Raw genomic sequence first — 20418 nt, 5'->3', positions numbered from 1 at the left:
GTAAGCGCTGTGAGGCGTTGAGCTAACCAATACTAATTGCCCGTGAGGCTTGACCATATAACACCCAAGCAATTTGCTTAGAAGCGAATTGCGGTGTGTGAAGACGATACAGACCGAAAGTTTGCGGTTCACAAAACACCACATCTATTACATACCCATTCGCTGGAGCGTGAACCGAAAGGTAAACGACCTGGCTACCGAATTTCTTGACGACCATAGAGCATTGGAACCACCTGATCCCATCCCGAACTCAGTAGTGAAACGATGCATCGCCGATGGTAGTGTGGGGTTTCCCCATGTGAGAGTAGGTCATCGTCAAGATTAAATTCCAAACCCCCTGTCTGCTCACGCAGACAGGGGGTTTGTTTTTGTGGCGAAAAAAGTTATGACCCGCCTGAGCGTATCGTTCTTCAGATCGCCTGCAGCTAAAGTCCTGCAAATAGGCACAGTTATTTTGTAGCCCGCGCACTAGAATAGGCCCAGTCATTTTCTGAGCCTGAGACTCCCTATATGCCAGATCCGGTTGACCCCCGCAGGGTGTCAGAATTACCGCTGGACGAGTTGGTGGCCTGTCATGAGTGCGATCTACTGATGCGCAAGCCGCATCTCGCCCTCGGTGAGAAAGCCCAATGCCCGCGCTGCGGCTATGAACTCTACGCTCATAGGTACAAGGTGGTTGAACGCAGCCTTGCGCTTGTGATTGCTGCTTTGCTGCTCTACATACCTGCGAACTTTTTACCCATCATGCAGCTCAATCTACTGGGCCAGGCGTCGCAAGACACGGTCTGGAGTGGTGTGCTCGGTTTGTACAACACCGGCATGCAAGGCATCGCGGCGGTGGTGTTCCTGTGCAGCATGGGCATCCCGCTGCTCAAGTTGCTCTGCCAGCTTGCTGTGTTGCTGAGCATTCGCTGGAATATCGGGCGCAGCTACGGTTTGCTGATTTACCGCATTTATCACCATCTGCGTGATTGGGGCATGCTTGAGGTGTACTTCATGGGCGTGCTGGTGGCCATCGTAAAACTGTCCGATCTGGCTGAGCTGAGTCTTGGCCTGGGCCTGGTCTGTTTTGTCAGCCTGTTGCTGGTACAGGTCTGGCTGGAAGTGGTGATGTCACCTCACCAGATCTGGCAGGCGTTATCCGGGGAGGATGCTCATGCGGGCGATTGATGCGGGTATCTTGATCTGTGGCGAATGCCACGAACTGAACAGGCAAGACCCCGAAACCGACGAGCAAACCTGTACTCGCTGCGGTGCTCTGGTTCACGCGCGTCGCCCCGACAGTTTGATGCGCACCTGGGCATTGCTGCTGACGTCGGCCATTCTCTATATCCCGGCCAACCTGCTGCCGATCATGACAGTCAACTCATTGGGCCAGGGCTCGCCGAGTACGATCATGGCGGGTGTCATCGAGCTGGTACAGCACGGCATGATCCCGATTGCTGCCGTGGTGTTTGTGGCAAGTATTCTGGTGCCCACCTTCAAGCTGGTCGGCATCGCCTTGCTGTTGTTTTCGGTACAACGCCATCAGCCTCTTTCTGCCCGGCAACGTATCATCATGTACCGATTTATCGAGTTCATTGGCCGTTGGTCAATGCTGGATATTTTCGTCATTGCCATTTTGGTGGCCGTGGTGAATTTTGGACGCATAGCCAGCATCGAAGCCAATCTTGGCGCAGTGGCATTTGCCAGTGTGGTGGTGCTAACGATGCTTGCAGCTGTAACTTTTGATCCCCGACTGATTTGGGACAACACGGAGTCGGACGACGACCATGAGTGACTTGCCTACCGCTAAAACCCGCCCGGCTTCCAACTGGTCGGCGATCTGGATCCTTCCGCTTATTGCCCTGGTCATCGGTGGCTGGCTGGGGTGGCGCGCCTACAGCGAAACCGGCATCGATATTCAGGTGCGTTTCGAGAGCGGCGAAGGCATCGTCGCCAACAAGACCGAGGTGGTCTACAAAGGCATGCCCGTGGGCAAGGTGAAAACCCTCGCCCTCGACGAGTCTGGCCCCAGCAAAGGGGTGATTGCTACCGTCGAAATGGACAAGGACGTTGAGCAATACCTGAAAACCAATACCCGTTTCTGGCTGGTCAAACCCAGTGTCACTCTGGCCGGTATCACCGGGCTCGAAACGCTGGTGTCCGGCAACTATATTGCGGTCAGTCCCGCCGATGGCGAGCCTGCACGCAAGTTCAAGGCGCTGTCACAAGAACCGCCCTTGTCTGATGCCAAACCAGGTCTGCACCTGACGCTTAAAGCTGAGCGTCTCGGTTCGTTGAACCGTGGCAGCCCGGTGTTCTACAAGCAGATCCAGGTAGGGCAGATCAAAAGCTATGTGCTTTCCGAAGACCAAAGCACTGTTGAAATCAAAGTCTTTATCGAGCCGACCTACGCCAATCTGGTGCGCAAACATACGCGCTTCTGGAATGCCAGCGGTATCAGCATCGACGCCAACCTGTCGGGTGTGAAACTGCGCAGCGAATCTCTGGCCAGTATTGTGGCCGGTGGTATTGCCTTCGCCACTCCAGAGAACCGCAAAGACAGCCCGCCCACCGATTCGAGCCTGCCGTTCCGTCTTTATGAAGACTTCGATGCCGCGCAGGCGGGGATCAAGGTCAAAGTCAAACTCAGCGACTTCGAGGGCCTGCAGGCCGGTCGTACGCCGGTCATGTACAAAGGCATCCAGGTCGGTAGCCTCAAGGGTCTCAAGGTGGACCCTGATCTGACCAGCGCCAGTGCCGAGCTGACTCTGGACCCGTTGGCAGAAGATTACCTGGTGCAGGGCACCCAGTTCTGGGTGGTCAAGCCGTCCATCTCCCTGGCCGGCATTACCGGGCTGGAGGCGCTGGTCAAAGGCAACTACATTGCCATTCGCCCGGGTGACAAGGGCAGCACCCCCGAACGCGAATTCGTCGCCCGGCCAAAGGCTCCGCCGCTGGATCTGCGCTCACCGGGCCTGCATATGGTGCTCTTTACCGAGAACCTGGGCTCGCTGGATGTCGGCAGCCCGATCCTCTACAAGCAGGTCAAGGTCGGTTCGGTGCAGAGCTATCAGTTCTCCCGCACCAAAAAGCAGTTGGTGATCGGTGTCCATATCGAGAAGGAATACGAGAATCTGGTCAATGCTTCGACCCGTTTCTGGAATGCCAGCGGCATCACGTTGACCGGCGGTTTGACCGGCGGTATCCAGGTTAAAAGCGAATCCCTGCAAAGTCTGATGGCAGGCGGTATTGCTTTTGAAACGCCGGAAGCCAAGGCTCCGCTGCAAAAACGTATCCCGCGTTTCCGTCTGTTTACTGACCGTGACGCAGCCATGCAGCAGGGAGTCGCCGTTACGATCAAGGTGCCGCGTGCCGATGGCCTGCGCGAGGGTACGCCGATTCGCTTCAAGGGGCTGGATGTTGGCAAGATCGAAAGCATTGACCTGAGCGAGGACCTGCAATCGGTTCTGCTCAAGGCCCGCATCACCGAAGTGCCTGAGCGGATTGCGCGGGTTGGCAGCCAATTCTGGGTGGTCAAGCCGGAGCTTGGTTTGATGAAAACGGCCAACCTCGAAACCCTGGTCACCGGCCAGTACCTCGAGGTGCAACCGGCGAGCAAACAACTGGGGCGCCAGACCAGTTTTGTAGCCCTGGAGCAAGCGCCGGATGCCGCCGTTTCCCAGGCCGGATTGAGCCTGGTATTGAGCGCTGCCCGTCGTGGTTCGCTCAAGGAGGGCGTGCCTGTCACCTACCGTGAAGTCACCGTGGGTAAAGTCACGGGGTATGAGTTGGGCAACAGTGCCGACCGGGTGCTGGTACATATCCTGATCGAGCCGCGTTACGCGCCGTTGGTGCGTAGCGGTAGCCGCTTCTGGAATACGAGCGGTTTTGGTGTCGACTTCGGTTTGTTCAAAGGAGCAACGATTCGTACTGAATCCCTGGAAACCCTGGTGCAGGGTGGCATTGCCTTCGCCACACCGGACGGCGACAAGCTGGGCACCCAGGCTCGCCCTGAGCAAACCTTCCCGCTCTTTGACAAGTTCGAAGACGAATGGCTGCAGTGGGCACCGAAGATCCCGTTAGGCAAATAAGCTGCAAAAAAAACCGCGATCAATGATCGCGGTTTTTTTATGTACGGGGTTCAGTCTCAGACTTCATCCAGTTCGCGTTCTTCCACCGCCGTCAACGCATCAGGTTTCACCTCGTCATGGCGACGAATGTACTTCCAGTCGTCTTCATCGATATAGATCCCGTTAGGGCCGCTGCCGCCTTCCAGGTCGATGGCCACATGGGCGCAGACCTGCGGCTTCACACTGGCCAGAATCGGTACAAAGCCCAGCTGCAAACTGGTCTCCAGCAGAGCTGTCTGGTTTTTCTCGTCAATGTCGGCAGCTTCGTCCAGGTAGTACGGCAAGCGAATACGCCCGGCCTGATCGCGGTCCATCAAGTGCAGCAACAAATACATGTTGGTCAGCGCCTTGATCGTCATGGTCGTACCGTTGGACGCCGCGCCATCGATATCCGTGTGGATCACCGGCTGGCCATTGAGCTTGGTGATCTCGAACGCCAGCTCGAACAAGTCCTTGAGCCCCAACTGGTTATGGTTGGCTGCCACCAGGCGCGCCAGATACTCCTTGGCCTCTTCGTTCTTGTTGTCTTGTTCGGTGCTCTGGCTGAGGTCAAACACCGACAGTGTCTCGCCTTCTTCGTACTGGCTGGCGCTGTGGATAATCTGATCGATATGTTTGAGCGCCTCCTTGTTGGGGGCCAGCACGATACGGAAGCTTTTGAGGTTGGACACCTGACGCTTGTTGATTTCGCGGTTGAACAATGCCAGTTGATGCTCGAGGCTGTCGTAGTCGCTGCGGATATTGCGCAGCGTGCGGGCGATATCGGTGACTGCGGCCCGGCGCGCCTTGCCCAGGGTCAGGGCTTCTTCGGTGCGGTGGGCGTAGGCGTTGATCAGTAACTGCAGGCGCCGCTCCATATCGTCTTCACTGTCGAACTTGGCCACACCCTTGAGGCGTACCTGAGCGTACAGCGCCTCGATCTGGCCGTCGCAACGCAACAAGCCCTGCCAGCTGTCCTGATAGTCGTTGAGCAACGGCAGCAGGTTGTCCATCGAATCGTCGACCGGATCCATAAATGGCGTACCGAACGGCAAGTCGGCGGGCAGCAGTTGGCGTCGACGCAAGCTGTCATCCAGGGTGCGCTGTTTGGCTTCCATGTCACCGATCTGGCGACCGACCAGTTGCAACTTGGCCGACAACTGCTGGACGCGCTCGGTGAAGGCATCGCTGGAGCGTTTCAACTCGTCCTGCGCAGCTTCGGCCTGAGCCAGTTGCTCGAGTTTTTCGCCTTCTTCTGCACTGAGCGTCTGGCTGCGGCGGAAATCTTCCAGCGCCTTTTGCGCATCCAGCACCTGCTGATACAGGGACTCGGCTTCGCTCTTGCTTGCGGCGCGGTCAGAGGTCACGGCCTGCTGGGTCTTGAGTTGCTTGAGCTCTTTTTCCAGACGCTCTTTCTGCTCGCGCAAAGCCGCGCGGTCCGCCAGTGCCTGCAGGGCAGGGGGCTCGATATGGCTCAAGTCGATGGACAGGCCCGGGGCTTCAAAACGCTCGCCTTTAAAGCCATCGAGGATCAGCTCCAGCGATTTGACCCAGGCATCGCTGTCATCCAGCGCAATCCCGTGCTCACCCAGGGGCAGGCTGAACAGGGCACTGTTGAACAGGCGCATCAGGCGTTCCACATCCTGCTGCGAAAACTCTTCGCGCAAGCGGGCATAGCTGTTGTTGTCGGCGTGATCGAGCTGCTGCTTGACCGACTTGAGGCGCTTTTCCAGATCGCGCAGTCGCTCGTCCAGATCCTCGGCACTGAACTGACGCGACTGCGCCAGCGCCCCCGCCAGTTCGTCGTGGGCGTCTTTGGCGCTCAGCAATTGCTGCTCAAGCACCTTTACGTCGTCGACCAGGGCGAAGCGATGTTTGAGCACTGACAACTCGCCGAGCCAGCGCTGGATACCGGAAATTTCCCGCTCAAGACGCATCAACTCCTGAGTGCTGCTGCGCTGATCGTTCTGCAGCCTGTCCTGCTCGTTGCGGTAGTGCTCGGACTGGATCAGCAGCTCTTCCTTGCGGGCCCCGGCGTAGTCCTGCCAGGTACCGAGCAAGGAATCGAGCAGCGGTGACAGGCGGTGCAGCTTGCCACGCAGCAGGTCGCGCTGGCGCACACCTGCGGCCAATGCCTCGACCAACGGCCCGGCGCCGACCAGTGCGTTGTAGTCCTGCTCCATGCGTCGTACATCACGGAAAGCTTCTTCGCACGCGGCAATGTAATCAACGCTGCCCGAACGCAGGCTGTGTTCGAACGCATCGAGGAACAGTTGCTTGAGCTTGGCCGCAGTGATTTCGCGCATATGCAGCAGGTTGATAAATAGCGCGCGGAAGGTCTTGAGGCTCTGCTCGCTGGTGGAGCGCAGCGGGATCAGGGTCAGGTCCAGGGGGATCGACGTATGGCCGCCCACTAGCAGACGCCGAAGCTCATCAGGCTTGAGCTCGTAGGCTTTGAGGCCATTACGCTCCAGGTTGTTGAACAGCTCCTTCTGGCGCAGGCAGGTGTCGTCTTTCTGGTAGTGGGCCAGGTCCAGTTTGCCCGCGTAGGCAAAAAACTGGTGACCGAAGCCGCCCCCCGGGCCGCGACCGACAACACCGATCACATGGGGGCCGTGGGGTAGGGACACTTCGACCAGGATGTAACTGGTGTCCGAGGCAAAGTAGAAGCGTCGCGACTGCTCAAGGCTGTATTTGCCGAAGCTCATGTCGGACATGCGCGCCAGAATCGGGAACTGCAGGGCGTTGATTGATGCCGATTTGCCGAGGTTGTTCGCCCCGTAGACCGACAGCGGGTGTTCCAGCGGGAACAGCCCCAGGCTGTAACCGGCGGTGTTCAACAGGGCAAAGCGGCGAATGCCGTAGCGTTCCTGGCTCATGCGTCCATCTCCTGTTGTTCGTCGGCAATGGCGCGGGCCAATGCGGCCTCGTCATCACTGTCGTCATCGGCCAGCACCGGCGTGGGCAAAGGCAGGATGCTGTGCAGGCTGGCGGCCAGGTCGCGGTCTTGTTGCACCGACAGGCACACATCGAGAAAACGGTGCATCGGTGGCAGAAAGCGATAGATGCCGGGTTCTTCACTGGCAAAACCGAGCTGGGTCATGCGGCGCATGATCTTTTCTTCCAGTTCGTCCTGGCTGGTGACTTCAGCCTGCACAAACAGGTCGCGGTATTTTTCCAGCAGCGCAGGCAACTCGTCGCGGCCCAGGCTGCCACCGTCGAGCACGGCGATCGGGTCGCGGCCCTGATCGGCCAGATGCTCGACGATGATAAACGTGAATAGCGCCAGGCGCTGTGCGGTCTTGTTGACCTGCGCAGTGGCAGTGTCGGGCACAAAGTAATAGAAGCCGCGGGTATCACACACCAGTTCAAAGCCCAGGGCTTTAAACAGGGCGCGGTATTGATCCTGGAAGTTCGACAGTTGCGCGTACAGCTCCGGGTCGCGGCGGCTGACGTGATAACCCTTGAACAGCTCACGAAAAATCGGTGCCAGCTGGGACAGTTCAGAAAGATCAAGATGCATGCAGAGAGCTCGCAGTAGTCTGGGTCGCATCTTCGCTGTGAGAAAGCAGAGCGAAGGAGCGCAGGCTGACCAAATGTTCGTGGGTGTGGTAATCGCGGCGCTCCAGGCGTTCGCGCACGAAGCGTTTTTCACGGGACAGGCGTGAGAACCAGTACAGCAGCTCATCGGTGTCGCCGTCTGGCTCTTGTGCCAGCAGCCAGCACATCAAGTCCGGCATCGGTAGCGCATCGCTGCAGCGGTCGAGCATTTCCTTGACCGTGCGCGGGGCCTTGGGCGTTTCGCCGCGGTGGACCTTATGCGCCTTGGGAAATTTCGCCGGTTTGGCTTCGAAGCGGGCCAGGGCATAGACATAAGCCTCAACCTGACTGGCGCTGCCCAAAAAGGTGCTTTGCGGGCGGGTGAACATCGGCATGGCTGCTTGCGGCACTGCGTCCAGGCCTTTGCGGCGGATGGCTGCCAGTGCCAGCGCGGCACCACGGGTCACGGCATTGTGCCGGCGGGCTTCTTCACGCAGCGGCAGTAGCAACTCACGGGCATGGCGCAGGGTCATCTGGGCGCTGGTTTGCATCTCAAGGATGCGCGCATGGGTGCGCAGCAGCATGTCGTCGTCTACCAAGTGGCCGAGGCGTTGCTGTTCGCTGAGCATGCGCAGCAGCACCACTTCGACCTTGCGTACGCCTTGCTCGAAAGCGCCGTCGGCGTTGACCAGCTGAATCATGGGTTCGACGTATTCATCCCAGGTTGCCAGCACTTCGGCATAGCGCTGACGCAACGGAATTTGCCGGTCGCTGGTCTTGGCCCGTTCGGCTACGGCCACCAGCGCCTGTTCATCGTTGGCGAGTTTTTTCAATACATCGCGTACCCGCATATCGAGTAAACGCAGCTGGCGTGCCAGGTCATGGCCGTCTCGAATGTCGAAGGCATCCTGGATATAACCTGCCAGCCGCTCCAGATGGCGCAGGTAGGCTTCGATTTCCAGGCACAGGCCAAGGCGGTGCTCGTGGCGCAAATAAGCCAGAAAGTCGTGAATCTGGGCGTTTAGCTCGAAACGGTTCGGGCTTTTGGCGACCGGCACCAGAATGTCCAGACGAATCCAGGCATCGAGCACGGCGGTGATGTCTTGCGGCGTGCTGTCCATCTGATGAACGGCCAGTTGCAGGCGTAATTCGTTCAGGCTCAGGGTGCCTTGGTCGAAGTGTTCACACAAAGGCTCAAGGAGTGCCCAGTGCTCGGCGAGGGCACGTAAAACGCGCTTGGGTTCGATCATGGGAGGGCCGGTCAATTGGCAAGTAAAGGCCGCGATTGTACTGCAACGTGCTGTCGAGTCATCACTTGGCAGATCAACTGCGGGCGGGAAGGGCAGAAGGGCGGTAGAATCCCCACACTTTAGTAATCCACAGATGGCCGACCCTTGTTGAATGAGTCCCGCCGCCGCGCTTTCTTGACTGCCATGCAAGTGGTCAGCTGGTTGCCGCGCACTGAACTGCCGTTTGCCGCCCCTTCGCGGCCAGAACTGCTGGTGCTCCCCGAGCCGCCCGTGGAGCCTGTGATCACAAGGCCTGCGGTCAAGGCGGCGGTTGCACCGGGCAAACCTGTCGAGCGGCCAAAAATCGAAGTGCCCCGGCCTTCGGTCAGTCGCCCGGTCAGCAAACCGGTGGTCGAAGCCGAGTTGGCACCTGTACCGGCCAAGGTCGTGCAACTGCCACCGCCGCGTTTTGCCCTGCAGTTACTGCGGGCCGGACGTTGCCTGGTGCTGGTGGAGTTACCCACAGGCGGTGCATTCCAGAGCCGCGACCCGGCCTATTTATTGTTAAAAGACATGTTGCGCGCTGCCGGCTTGCCCGACAGCCCGCAAATCATTGGCGAGCCGGTGCGCTGGCCGTTGCTGCGGCGTGGCAATGTCGATCAAGGGCCCGAGGCTGCGCGTGAGTTTGTGCAGGGCTTTCTTATGGCCCGCCTGGAAGAGGCCGAATGTGCCTGTTTGTGGCTGATCGGGCTGCCTGCGGTGCGCTTTGCCGGTGAGGCCGATGCCGAGGCGTTCAACACTGAACTGCAAATTGAAGGGCTGGGCAGCGCATGGGCGTTGCCGGGCCTGGAACTCTTAATGGATGAGCCACAACGCAAAGCGCATGTGTGGCAAGCCATGCGCCGGCTAATGGCGCGCTGGAAACAGAACGATGAGTGATGCGGTAACTTTTCGCCCGATGACAGAGGCGGACCTTGATGCGGTATTGAAAATTGAATACGCCGCTTTCAGTCACCCCTGGACCCGCGGCATATTTCTCGACGGCCTGGGCAAGTACCATATCTGGCTGATGTTTGAAGGTGAGCAGCAGGTAGGGCATGGCGTGGTGCAGATCATCCTCGACGAGGCCCATCTGCTCAATATTACCGTCAAGCCCGAGAGCCAGGGCCGTGGCCTGGGGCTCAAGCTGCTTGAGCACTTGATGTCGATTGCCTATCAGCATGAGGCGCGCGAATGCTTCCTTGAGCTGCGCGACAGCAATACCGCGGCGTTCAAGTTGTATGAGCGTTATGGCTTCAATGAAATCGGCCGTCGCCGTGACTACTACCCGGCTGTGGGTGGGCGTGAAGATGCGGTGGTGATGGCCTGCACGCTGGTCGACTGACGGCGAAAAGTCGTTATGTGGGAGCGGGCTTGCTGGCGATGCTGGCGCTGCGGTTTATCAGGTAAACCGTGTTGATCCGATCGCGAGCAAGCCCGCTCTCACAGGGTTTACCTTTCAACGCTTGCGTCCCACCGGGTCAATTTCCGCCAGTTCGGCTTCATCCAGCCCTTTGCCGGCGCCGATTTCGTCTTCATCAACCAGGCTCAGATCCCAGTCAGCGGCACCGTCCGGGCCCTGGGCAGCCTCCTTGGCATCGCGGGCGCCGTCCTCGCGGATCAGCATCTCCTGCTCCAGGTCGTCGTCGTTGAGGCCCAGATCCAGTTCGTCATCCAGCGCGGCTCTGTGCCTGGAGCCTGTATCGTCGACAAACAAGTCGCTGACGGGCTCATAGGTATCGTCATCATCAAAATCCAGCGGCTCCACCGAACCCATGGCGTCCTCGATATCGTCGATAGGTGCGGGTTGTGGTGCCCCGTAGGGGCGACGTGAATCAGTCATGGTAATTCCTCATACTCTGGGTGCTTTAATACGATGACTGTAGCCATTGCTGAAGATTCCACCCAACTGACCGCCGGAATGTCATGGGGCAAGTGACCCCGACCGCTGGTCGGCTGTCAGAACAGCGCATCAACTCTTGAGGCTCCACAGCATGAACGAACTACAAGATCTGATTGATAACAATGAGCGTTGGGCCGATGCGATCAAGCAGGAAGATCCCGACTTCTTCGCCAAGCTGGCCCGTCAGCAAACACCGGAATACCTGTGGATTGGTTGTTCGGATGCACGGGTGCCGGCCAACGAAATTGTCGGCATGTTGCCCGGCGATCTTTTTGTGCACCGCAACGTGGCCAATGTCGTGTTGCACACTGACTTGAATTGCCTGTCGGTGATCCAGTACGCGGTCGACGTTTTGAAGGTCAAACATATTCTGGTGACCGGCCACTATGGCTGTGGCGGTGTACGCGCATCGATGAAGGACCAGCAGATGGGGCTGATCGATGGCTGGCTGCGTTCGATTCGTGACCTGTATTACGAGAATCGTGAAGCGCTGGCGCTGTTACCCACCGAGGAAGAGCGGGTTGACCGCCTCTGCGAATTGAACGTGATCCAGCAGGTGGCGAACGTCGGGCATACCAATATTGTGCAAAATGCCTGGCACCGCGGGCAGAAGCTGTCGGTGCATGGCTGCATCTACGGGATCAAGGACGGTCGCTGGAAAAGCCTGAACACCACCATCAGCGGCCTTGACCAGTTGCCGCCGCAGTATCGTTTGCGGCCGGTGGGCGCAGTATAAAGTTGCATGCATAACCTGTGGGAGCGGGCTTGCTCGCGATGGTATCGACGCGGTTTTCCTGCTTTACCGCGCCGCCTGAATCGCGAGCAAGCCCGCTCCCACATTTAGTTACGAGTTCGCTTACGGCATCACCGGCGCGGTATACACCAGCGTCGTCCCCAATGCCCACAGCAAAAACAGCACCAGCGGCGTGTGCACCAACAGTTGCACAAACGAGAAGCCGATCAAGTCCCGCGCCTTCAAACCCAGTACGCCCAGCAGCGGCAGCATGTAAAACGGATTGATCAGATTGGGCAGCGCCTCGGCGGCGTTGTAGATCTGCACAGCCCAACCCAGGTGATAGCCCAGATCATTGGCCACCTGCATCACGTAGGGCGCTTCGATAATCCACTTGCCGCCACCCGACGGGATAAAAAAGCCCAGAATCGCCGAATACACGCCCATCAATAATGCATAAGTGTCATGGGACGCGATCTGCACGAAAAACGTCGAGATATGGTGGGCCAGTGTTTGCCCGTCGGTGCCCTTGACCACCGTCATCAATGCGGCAATCGAGCCATACAGCGGAAACTGGATCATCACCCCGGTGGTGGTGGGCACGGCGCTGGTCACGGCATTGAGAAAACTGCGCGGGCGCCAGTGCAGCAGGGCACCGAGCATCAGGAACAGAAAATTGTAAGTGTTGAGCCCGGAGATGGCGCTGATCGCCGGCTTGGTCGAAAACTCATGGAACAACCAGCCAGCAGCCAGCAGCACCAGCAAAATGGTCAGCAGCGGGCTGTATTCCAGCCACTCACCGGGGCGAGTGCGCGGGGGGAGCTTCGGTGAGCTGAAGCTCGGGTCGATACCGCAGGCAGCTGCGTCGCGGGCCGATTCAGCGCCGGGTGCGGTGGCGTAGGCGACAATCAACGACACCACTACCAGCGCCGCCAGCAACACCCCGGACTGCCAGAGAAAGATGGTTTCAGTGAAGGGGATAACCCCGGTAATCGCCAGAATCGACGGCGGCAGGCTGGCGGGGTTGGCTTGCAACTGTGCAGCCGAAGACGACAACCCCAGTGCCCACACCGCGCCCAGCCCCAGGTAGGCCGCAGCGCCGGCGGCGCGATAGTCCATGCGCAGGTTGGTGCGCCGGGCCAGTGCCCGTACCAGTAAGCCGCCAAACACCAGCGACAGCCCCCAGTTGAGCAATGACGCGACCATTGAAATCAACGCTACCCAGCACACCGCCTGGCGGCCGTTTTTCGGTACCCGGGCCAGTTTGTCGATCAATTTGACGGCGGGCGGCGAGCTGGCCACCACATAACCGCCAATCACCACGAAGGCCATTTGCATGGTGAACGGGATCAGGCTCCAGAAGCCGTCACCAAATGCCATGGCGGCATCGGTGGGTTTGGCGCCCATCAGCATCGTGGCCAATGCCACGGTTATTACCGCAACGGCGGCGAACACCCACGAGTCGGGAAACCAGCGCTCGGCAAAGTTCGAGCAGCGCAGGGCAAAGCGGGCAGAGCGGCTGTCTGTAATCTCGGCGGCCATGAAATGTACCTCGGTTTTCTTATGGTTATGGGATGGCCCGAGCACAGTAAATCAAAGCGGGAGCAATTCCGATGGCCCACTGTGTGTGGCCATGAATGTGCAGGGTTATTCAGTGGCCTCGGTTTTGGATGAACGGTCGTTTTCGACGCTCCAGAAAATTCGCCTAAAGCCGATTCTGTTGCACGCATTCTTTCATTGCTCCGGGTACCCCATGTTCAACACACGCTTGAAGCAAGAGCTGTCGGCTCTTCGCGAAGAAATATCCAGCCTGCAGCAGGTTCGGGAGAGCCTGGACAGCGAAATGCTGGTGCTGTCTCTGGGCGCGGATGGGCGCATCGAGACAGCCAACCATAACTTCACCCAACAGATGCACTACACCGGTACTGCGTTGCTGGGTCTGCATATTGATGAACTGGTGCCCGCGCACCTGAAAAACGACGAACACAGCCTTCGTTTCAAGAGCGCCATGAAGCGCAATGAACATTACAGTGGCACCGTGCGCTTGCTGCGCGGCAATGGCCAGGAAGCGTGGCTGCGCTCGATCATGCAGCCGATTCTGGACTCCAGCGGGCGGGTGCTGCGCATTTCGATTTTCTCCAGTGACCTGACGCGCACCATCGAAACTTCCCGCGACCATGAAAACCTGATGAGTGCGCTGATGCGTTCTACCGCCGTGATCGAGTTCAACCTCAAGGGCGAAGTGCTGACCGCCAATGAGCGCTTTCTCTCCGGCATGGGGTATACCCTGGGGCAGATCCAGGGCAAACATCACCGCATGTTCTGCACCCCGCAAGAACAGAACAGTGCCGAATACCAGGCCTTCTGGCAGCGTTTAAATGCGGGTGAGTTTGTCGCGGCACGCTTTCAGCGCATCGACAGTCACGGCCGTGATGTATGGCTTGAGGCCACCTACAACCCGGTGCGCGACGCCAATGACAACCTGTACAAAGTGGTGAAGTTCGCCACGGTGATCACCGATCAGGTTCATCAGGAACAGGCCGTCTGCGAAGCGGCAGGCATTGCCTACAGCACTTCGCTGCAAACCGACAGCAGTGCCCAGCGCGGCACCAAAGTGGTGACCGAAGCGGTGCAAGTGATGCGTGATCTGGCCCGTCACATGCAGCAGGCGGGTGACGGCATTGAAGCCTTGAGCGATCAGTCGCAAGTGATTGGCAGCATCGTCAAGACCATCAGCTCGATTGCCGACCAGACCAACTTGCTGGCGCTTAACGCCGCCATTGAGGCCGCGCGTGCCGGTGAACAAGGTCGCGGTTTTGCCGTCGTGGCTGACGAAGTGCGCCAATTGGCGTCGCGCACCAGCAAGGCCACTGAAGAAATCATCGGTGTGGTGCGGCAAAACCAGGACATGGCCCGTAGCGCCGTGACCCTGATGGCCGATGGCAAGCTTCAGGCCGAAGCAGGATTGGCGTTGGCCGCCGAAGCGGGCACGGTGATTGTCGAAATCCAGGATGGCGCGCAGAAAGTGGTCGATGCCGTGGGTCAGTTTGCCAACCAGCTGTCGTCATGAGCCTTGATATGCAGGGGTTGAACTTAAGAAAAATCCCTCTGAGGTGACGGAAAAAGTACTGGTAGGAGTAAACTCCAGGCTTTCCAAAGGAGTTTCTATGAGTCTCTACCAGTCGAGCATTCTTGCCAAACCGATACCTTCGCAAGCGCGTTACATGTTTTTCGCCCTCAAGTCAGTAGAAGCTTTGCCGGCTGCACTCGACACCTTGTCGCAGTGGGTGGATGGCAAAAGCGTGGTGGCCGGTTTTGGTTCGCCGCTGGTATTGGCCCTTGGCGCGAAAGTCCCGGGGTTGCGGGTGTTTCCTGCGATCAATGCCATGGTTGAAAACCCGTCGACCCAGCACGCCCTGTGGCTGTGGTTGCTGGGCGAAGACCGTGGCGAGTTGCTGCACCGCAGCCAGGCCATCGAGACTGCCCTGGCGCCTGCGTTCAACCTGCTGCAAGTGACCGAAGGCTTCCGTTACGGCACTGATCGTGACCTGACCGGCTACGAAGACGGCACTGAAAACCCGGTGGACGAAGCGGCTGTGGACGCGGCCATCGTTGCCAATGCTGGCGCCGGGCTGGACGGTGGCAGCTTTGTTGCCATTCAGCAGTGGCAGCATGACCTGAACGGTTTTGCCGCACTGCCGTCCGAGGAGCAGGACAACATCATGGGTCGTCGCAAGAGCGACAACGAAGAGCTGGACGATGCGCCGGAGTCTGCCCACGTCAAACGTACTGCCCAGGAAAGCTTCACCCCGGAAGCCTTTATTGTGCGTCGCTCCATGCCGTGGACAGAAAACGGCAAGTCCGGGCTGATGTTTGTTGCCTTTGGCCGCACGCTGAATGCCTTTGAAGTGCAACTGCGGCGCATGAGCGGTCTGGAAGACGGCATCATCGATGGCTTGTATCGTTACAGCCGTCCACTTAACGGTGGCTACTACTGGTGCCCGCCGATGAAAGAAGGGCGGATGGATTTGAGTGCGGTGCGTCCGTAATAAGCGTCACTCCCCCGTAGCAGAGCGGAGTCAGCGACGACTGGTTTCAGGAATTGTCTGATTATTTTTTGCATGCCGCAGCCTCAGGCTTGCGGCATGAAATCGACCCCCCAAGCCGCTCGAAAACTCCTGCACTTATTTGCCTGTGGCCTGATCGTCGGACTCCTTGCGGGGTCGTTCGTATACTTGCGTGCCGTGTTCAACGAAGAGGTCTCGCAGCGCCGCAGTTTTATGAACGAGGCGGTGTTCAATGCCCAGGATTTTTTCGTCAGCCGCCAGACGCTTCTCAAGAGCCTGGTGCTGGCCACTGTGCCTGATCATCAGGCAGGCCAAACGGTCGCCGGTATTGATCCACAAGAAGAGGTCAACATCAGCCTGGGCAGTGAGGCTGGCCACTGGAACCTTTGGCTGACCCGGCGGATGATGGATTATTTGCACGAAAGCAAAGTCAATCTGTTGTATGTGCCGCAGACGGATAAGCCCAAAGTGGTGTGTTTGTTCGACTCTTCAGGCAACCTTGAACCGCTGCCCAAAGTGGTGTTGCAGCGGCTGCTTGATGAAGGGGCCAAGGCCTATTCATTTGGTGATGATCTGTGGCTGACCGACAGCAAGGTCCTGAATGCCCCCTTTTATTTATTTTCCCGACTCGATAACCGTAACCTGTCTTCCGGCTGGCTGGGCATTGAGGTCGAGGTTCCGGATCTGGTAGAGGCCTTGCGCAGTGAAAGTGCCGGTGACTTCATGCTGCTCAACGGTCAAGGCCAGATTCTGTTCACCAACGCCGCACAATCCACTCTCGTCAATTCATTGCAGACGCTGGAACCCAAGAATTCATTTGGCTTTATCGGTAGTGGCTGGTTGCCCGATAGCCTGGCAATCACGAAGAAGCTGGGCTATTCGGGCTGGCAAATCGTTTATGCCTTAGATATCAAATCTCTATTGCCAGTTTTGGGCGGGCCTTTGTTGGGCTGTGTTTTGTTGTTTATTGCCGTCTGCATCGGCTTGCGATTACTGATTGTGCGCATTGATCGGCGCCTGATCACCCCGGGTGAGAAACGCATTCAGGCGCTGGTTGAAAGTGAGGCGTTCAGTCGTGCCGTATTGCAAGTTGCACCGATGGCCCTGTGTGTAATCCGGCGCACAGACGGCACCGTGGTACTGGAAAACTCCTTGTCACAACAGTGGCTGGGTAACGGCACTGAGCGCAGCAAGCTATGCCATGGCTGGATTTCACGCGCGTTCGATGAATGTGACTTGCGCAACAGTGATGAGATCGAAATGGAGGATGGCCGTCTTCTGTACCTGGCCTTTGCCCCTACGCGCTACAAAAGTCAGGACGTGCTGATTTGCGCGTTCAGCGACATCAGCGCACGTAAACAGATTGAAGTAACCCTCGAACGTGCCCGGCAACTGGCGGACCGGGCCAATGAGGCCAAGACTCTGTTTCTGGCAACCATGAGCCACGAAATCCGTACACCCCTGTACGGTGTTTTGGGCACGCTGGAACTGCTGGCGCGTACCGAACTTAACGATCAGCAGAACAACTATCTCAAGGCTATCGAACGCTCATCCGGCAACTTGTTGCAGCTGATTTGCGACGTGCTGGATGTGTCGCGTATCGAGGCGGGTCAGCTGCAACTGGAACTCAACACCTTCAGCCCTCTTGAGCTGATAGAAGAGGTGGTCCTGGGCTACAGTGGCGCAGCCCAGGCCAAGGGCCTGCAGTTGTTTGCATTGATTGATTCAACGGTGCCCGAGTGGCTCAGCGGTGATGTCACCCGCATCCGCCAGATCTTGAATAACCTGCTCAATAACGCCCTGAAGTTCACGGACTACGGAAAAATTGTCCTGCGTCTGAAAATGGACAGCCGTGATGATGAGCGCGTGATGTTGCACTGGCAGGTTTCCGATACTGGCAAAGGTATTGCCCATGAAGAGCAGGCTCATCTGTTCGAGCCTTTTTATCAAGTGGAGTCTGCGAAAAACGTGGTCGCCGGCACCGGGCTGGGCCTGTCCATCTGCAAGCGCCTTATGCACTTGATGAACGGCACCATGCGTCTGGTCAGTGAGCCGGGATTGGGTAGCAGTTTTACCCTGCATCTGCCCTTGGTGCAGGTTAGCGAACCGGCGCGTTTTAGCCCTTTTGGCGAGTTGGCTGCCCGCGTTGTTTATGTGGTTTCCCCCGTGCGCGAACTGGCCGAGTGTTATTGCGCCTGGTTACGCCGTTGGGGTGCGCGGGCTCATCTTGGGGCGCCGAAACCAGGGGATGCATCCGATGCTGCTGTTTTATTGGAGCTGCATCCCGGCGCTGCCCGGCAATTGCTTGAACCTGGCTGGACAGGCCCGCTGGTGGTAGCCGCCAGTGACATGTCGGTAGCTCCCGCCGTTGAAAACCCTTGCTGGCAAGCGGACCTGAGCAGCTTGCAGGACGTCTATCGTGCCCTGTGCAAGGCCCAGGGCATGGGTATTGGCAGCGATCTTGAACCGGGTACGGTGAAGACGGAACTCAAGCTCGGTTTGCGCATTCTGGTTGCCGAAGACAATGTGATCAATCAACTGATTCTGCGTGATCAACTTGAAGAGTTGGGTTGCACAGTGACATTGGTCAGCGATGGACTGGAAGCACTCGAGCGTTGGCGCGACGACGATTTTGATCTGCTGCTGACCGACGTCAACATGCCGAAAATGAATGGTTATGAGCTGGCGGCCCGGTTGCGGGCCATGAACATAACGCTGCCGATCATTGGTGCAACGGCCAATGCCATGCGTGAGGAGAGCGAGCGCTGTCTGAATGCGGGGATGAATCACTGCCTGATCAAGCCTTTTACGCTGCACACCCTATACAACTGTCTTCAGCACTTCTAAAGGAGGATCCAGTGAAGCCCTATCGTGTACTGGTCGTTGAGGATCACCCTTTTCAGCATGAGTATTTGCTGAACGTTTTCAATGAGGTGGGTGGCTTTACAGTTGACACCGTTTGGGATGGCGATGGCGCGCTGGAGTGTCTGGCGCGTCATGACTATGACTTGCTGCTCAGTGACTTGCTGATGCCTGTGATGGATGGTGTGCAACTGATCCAGAGAGTTGCCGCCCTGAAAAATAAACCGGCGTTGGCACTGATGAGCGCCTCGTCCCGGCGCATGCTGATTAGTGCGGGGTTGGCAGCAAAAAACCTGGGTATTTCAGTGATTGGCCTGATCTCCAAACCGGTCGAGTTCAATGCGGTACAGCGCTTGAAAGAGCGAATGGAGCTTTTCCGCCTTAACGGTGATACGGACCCCTCACTGGCCATTGAAGTCGACCCGCAGAGTATCGAATTGGCCATGGCCAACGGGCAGATTCAAGCATGGTTCCAGCCCAAGAAATCCCTGCGCAACGGCAATATTCTCAGTGCAGAAGCCCTGGTGCGTTGGGTGCATCCCGAGGCCGGCTTGTTATTGCCCAAGGACTTTCTGACCTTGTTGATCAGCCACGGTCTTGAAGAGCGGCTGTTGTGGCTGATGCTGGAGCAAACACTTCAAGCCCAAAGACAATGGCGAGAGCAGGGCTGGGATATTCCGGTTTCAATCAACTTGCCCACGCATTTGCTGGATAACCATGCGCTCGCCGACCGTCTGCGCGACGCTGTTATTGCTGATGGTGGCGAGCCACGCAGTATCGTTTTTGAACTGATGGAGAGTTCAACCACAGAAGAGCTCAGTAATTACTATGCGGGAGCTTGTCGTTTGCGCATGATGGGCTTTGGCTTGGCCCAGGATGATTTTGGCAAGGGATTCAGCTCTTACTTCAATCTGGTTTCCACTCCATTCAGTGAGCTCAAGATTGACCGGTCGCTGGTACATGGCTGTGTCGAAAACGAGAATCTGGCGTCAGCACTGCGCAGCCTTGTTGAACTGAGCCGCAAGCTGGGCCTGACAGTTGTCGCCGAGGGCGTCGAGACACAGGCCGAACTCGAGTTTCTGCGCAGCATCCAGTGTGATCAAGTGCAAGGTTTCCTTATTTGCGGCGCTATATCGTGCGCCGACTTTGAAACTCTTTTACTGGACGATAGCTCTAAGCCATCACCGGGGTAGCTGAGTGCGGCGCCACGGGTCTTGTTCTGCGCTCGATCTGTAGAAACCGGGGGCGCCGGACTTGCCATGTCATCAATGTGGAGCCAGGCAATGCGCGAATTAAAGGTAGTGATTGCCGACGATCATCCAGTGGTGGTACTGGGGCTTCGGGAAATGATTCAACGTGATGAGTATTTCTCCCTGGTAGGCGAGGCGCTGAGCTCGTCGCAGTTGGTCGAGCAGTTGCAGTTGCATCAACCCGAACTGCTGATTACTGATTTCAACATGCCAGGGGATGAAACCTATGGCGACGGTCTGCAACTGATCGAGTACATCATTGAGCATTTTCCCGGGGTCAAGATCCTGGTGCTGACAGTCATGAGCAATCATCTGATTATCTCGCGCTTGCTGGAGCTGGGTGTGGCAGGCGTGATTGCTAAAAGCCATATCCGCGAAGAAATAGGCAAGGCCCTAAGTGCGTTGGCCAACGATCGGGACTATACGGCCCCGGCTGCTCCAGCCATCTCTGTGGTGACTAACCCCAAAGTCATTGATGAACGTTTCTCCACACTTTCACCCCGTGAAGTTGAGGTGCTGAGGCTGTTTGTTGCGGGCAATAGCGTGGGTGATATCGCCCGCCAATTGAACCGCAGCGTTAAAACCGTGAGCACCCAAAAGGTGGCTGCGATGCAGAAGCTGGAAGTGCTTAACGACCATGCCTTGCTGACCTATTGCATCAAAGCGGACCCCTTCGAATAGCTGTAGTGCTCTTCCAGTGC

General features: G+C 57.7%; 16 protein-coding genes, 1 rRNA gene and 1 pseudogene. 13 read left to right on the top strand and 5 right to left on the bottom strand.

What is annotated here, in order from left to right:
- Window positions 1–205: 205 nt before the first annotated feature.
- From rrf to GHO42_RS14315, 4 genes are all read left to right on the top strand, one after another.
- Window positions 206–321: ribosomal RNA gene (rrf, locus tag GHO42_RS14330) — 5S ribosomal RNA — on the top strand.
- Window positions 322–510: 189 nt separating this feature from the next.
- Window positions 511–1170, top strand: coding sequence for a paraquat-inducible protein A (locus GHO42_RS14325; protein WP_095021242.1), 660 nt, complete (start codon window positions 511–513; stop codon window positions 1168–1170).
- The gene (locus GHO42_RS14320; protein WP_095003217.1) at window positions 1157–1780 is read left to right on the top strand and encodes a paraquat-inducible protein A; all 624 of its coding nucleotides are present in this window, start codon (window positions 1157–1159) and stop codon (window positions 1778–1780) included. The genes GHO42_RS14325 and GHO42_RS14320 overlap by 14 nt, the downstream gene beginning before the upstream one ends.
- Window positions 1773–4076 (top strand): PqiB family protein, encoded by a 2304-nt coding sequence (locus GHO42_RS14315; protein WP_095003216.1) that lies wholly within the window; start codon window positions 1773–1775, stop codon window positions 4074–4076. The genes GHO42_RS14320 and GHO42_RS14315 overlap by 8 nt, the downstream gene beginning before the upstream one ends.
- Window positions 4077–4132: 56 nt before the next feature.
- Here the strand turns inward: GHO42_RS14315 and mksF are convergent, their stop codons facing one another.
- From mksF to mksB, 3 genes are read right to left on the bottom strand one after another with little or no spacing between them, the layout of a single operon-like run.
- On the bottom strand, window positions 4133–6973 hold the full coding sequence (gene mksF, locus GHO42_RS14310) for an Mks condensin complex protein MksF (protein ID WP_095027172.1): 2841 nt from the start codon (window positions 6971–6973) through the stop codon (window positions 4133–4135).
- Window positions 6970–7617 carry an Mks condensin complex protein MksE gene (mksE, locus tag GHO42_RS14305; protein WP_095003214.1) on the bottom strand — a complete coding sequence of 216 codons (648 nt, stop codon included), beginning with the start codon at window positions 7615–7617 and terminating at the stop codon, window positions 6970–6972. Before mksE ends, mksF begins: the two co-directional genes overlap by 4 nt.
- Complete coding sequence (mksB, locus tag GHO42_RS14300; protein ID WP_095019681.1) at window positions 7607–8884, bottom strand: Mks condensin complex protein MksB; 1278 nt, start codon at window positions 8882–8884, stop codon at window positions 7607–7609. The genes mksE and mksB overlap by 11 nt, the downstream gene beginning before the upstream one ends.
- A 144-nt stretch (window positions 8885–9028) precedes the next feature.
- On the opposite strand from mksB, the gene GHO42_RS14295 reads away from it, so the two are divergent.
- Both GHO42_RS14295 and rimI read left to right on the top strand, forming a co-directional pair.
- The gene (locus GHO42_RS14295; protein WP_150628568.1) at window positions 9029–9802 is read left to right on the top strand and encodes an energy transducer TonB; all 774 of its coding nucleotides are present in this window, start codon (window positions 9029–9031) and stop codon (window positions 9800–9802) included.
- Window positions 9795–10247 (top strand): ribosomal protein S18-alanine N-acetyltransferase, encoded by a 453-nt coding sequence (gene rimI, locus GHO42_RS14290; protein ID WP_016781701.1) that lies wholly within the window; start codon window positions 9795–9797, stop codon window positions 10245–10247. Before GHO42_RS14295 ends, rimI begins: the two co-directional genes overlap by 8 nt.
- Before the next feature lie 114 nt (window positions 10248–10361).
- Here rimI and GHO42_RS14285 read toward each other — a convergent pair whose 3' ends face one another.
- Window positions 10362–10745: a serine kinase/phosphatase gene (locus tag GHO42_RS14285; RefSeq protein ID WP_169916771.1), complete on the bottom strand. Its 384-nt coding sequence runs from the start codon at window positions 10743–10745 to the stop codon at window positions 10362–10364.
- A gap of 151 nt (window positions 10746–10896) precedes the next feature.
- On the opposite strand from GHO42_RS14285, the gene can reads away from it, so the two are divergent.
- Window positions 10897–11541 carry a carbonate dehydratase gene (gene can, locus GHO42_RS14280; RefSeq protein WP_095003211.1) on the top strand — a complete coding sequence of 215 codons (645 nt, stop codon included), beginning with the start codon at window positions 10897–10899 and terminating at the stop codon, window positions 11539–11541.
- A 120-nt stretch (window positions 11542–11661) separates the two neighbouring features.
- Here can and GHO42_RS14275 read toward each other — a convergent pair whose 3' ends face one another.
- Complete coding sequence (locus GHO42_RS14275; RefSeq protein ID WP_095003210.1) at window positions 11662–13080, bottom strand: short-chain fatty acid transporter; 1419 nt, start codon at window positions 13078–13080, stop codon at window positions 11662–11664.
- Between GHO42_RS14275 and GHO42_RS26425 the strand changes: the two are divergent.
- The 6 genes and pseudogenes from GHO42_RS26425 to GHO42_RS14250 all read left to right on the top strand — a co-directional run.
- Window positions 13079–14068, top strand: a pseudogene (locus GHO42_RS26425) (PAS domain-containing protein); the annotation flags it as partial. The gene GHO42_RS14275 and the pseudogene GHO42_RS26425 overlap by 2 nt on opposite strands.
- A gap of 108 nt (window positions 14069–14176) precedes the next feature.
- Complete coding sequence (locus GHO42_RS26420; protein ID WP_371928120.1) at window positions 14177–14608, top strand: methyl-accepting chemotaxis protein; 432 nt, start codon at window positions 14177–14179, stop codon at window positions 14606–14608.
- A gap of 97 nt (window positions 14609–14705) precedes the next feature.
- Window positions 14706–15587 (top strand): Dyp-type peroxidase, encoded by an 882-nt coding sequence (locus GHO42_RS14265; RefSeq protein ID WP_095019679.1) that lies wholly within the window; start codon window positions 14706–14708, stop codon window positions 15585–15587.
- A gap of 96 nt (window positions 15588–15683) precedes the next feature.
- A complete protein-coding gene (locus GHO42_RS14260) occupies window positions 15684–18452 on the top strand; it encodes an ATP-binding protein (protein WP_095021246.1) in 2769 nt (922 codons plus the stop codon).
- 11 nt (window positions 18453–18463) lie between these two features.
- Complete coding sequence (locus GHO42_RS14255) at window positions 18464–19660, top strand: EAL domain-containing protein (RefSeq protein ID WP_095021239.1); 1197 nt, start codon at window positions 18464–18466, stop codon at window positions 19658–19660.
- 90 nt (window positions 19661–19750) lie between these two features.
- Window positions 19751–20398 carry a response regulator gene (locus GHO42_RS14250; RefSeq protein ID WP_095003207.1) on the top strand — a complete coding sequence of 216 codons (648 nt, stop codon included), beginning with the start codon at window positions 19751–19753 and terminating at the stop codon, window positions 20396–20398.
- Window positions 20399–20418 lie beyond the last annotated feature (20 nt).

It is taken from the genome of Pseudomonas sp. FSL R10-0056 (assembly GCF_009600105.1).
GTDB lineage: Bacteria > Pseudomonadota > Gammaproteobacteria > Pseudomonadales > Pseudomonadaceae > Aquipseudomonas > Aquipseudomonas bubulae.
This window is presented reverse-complemented; position numbering and strand designations above follow the sequence as displayed.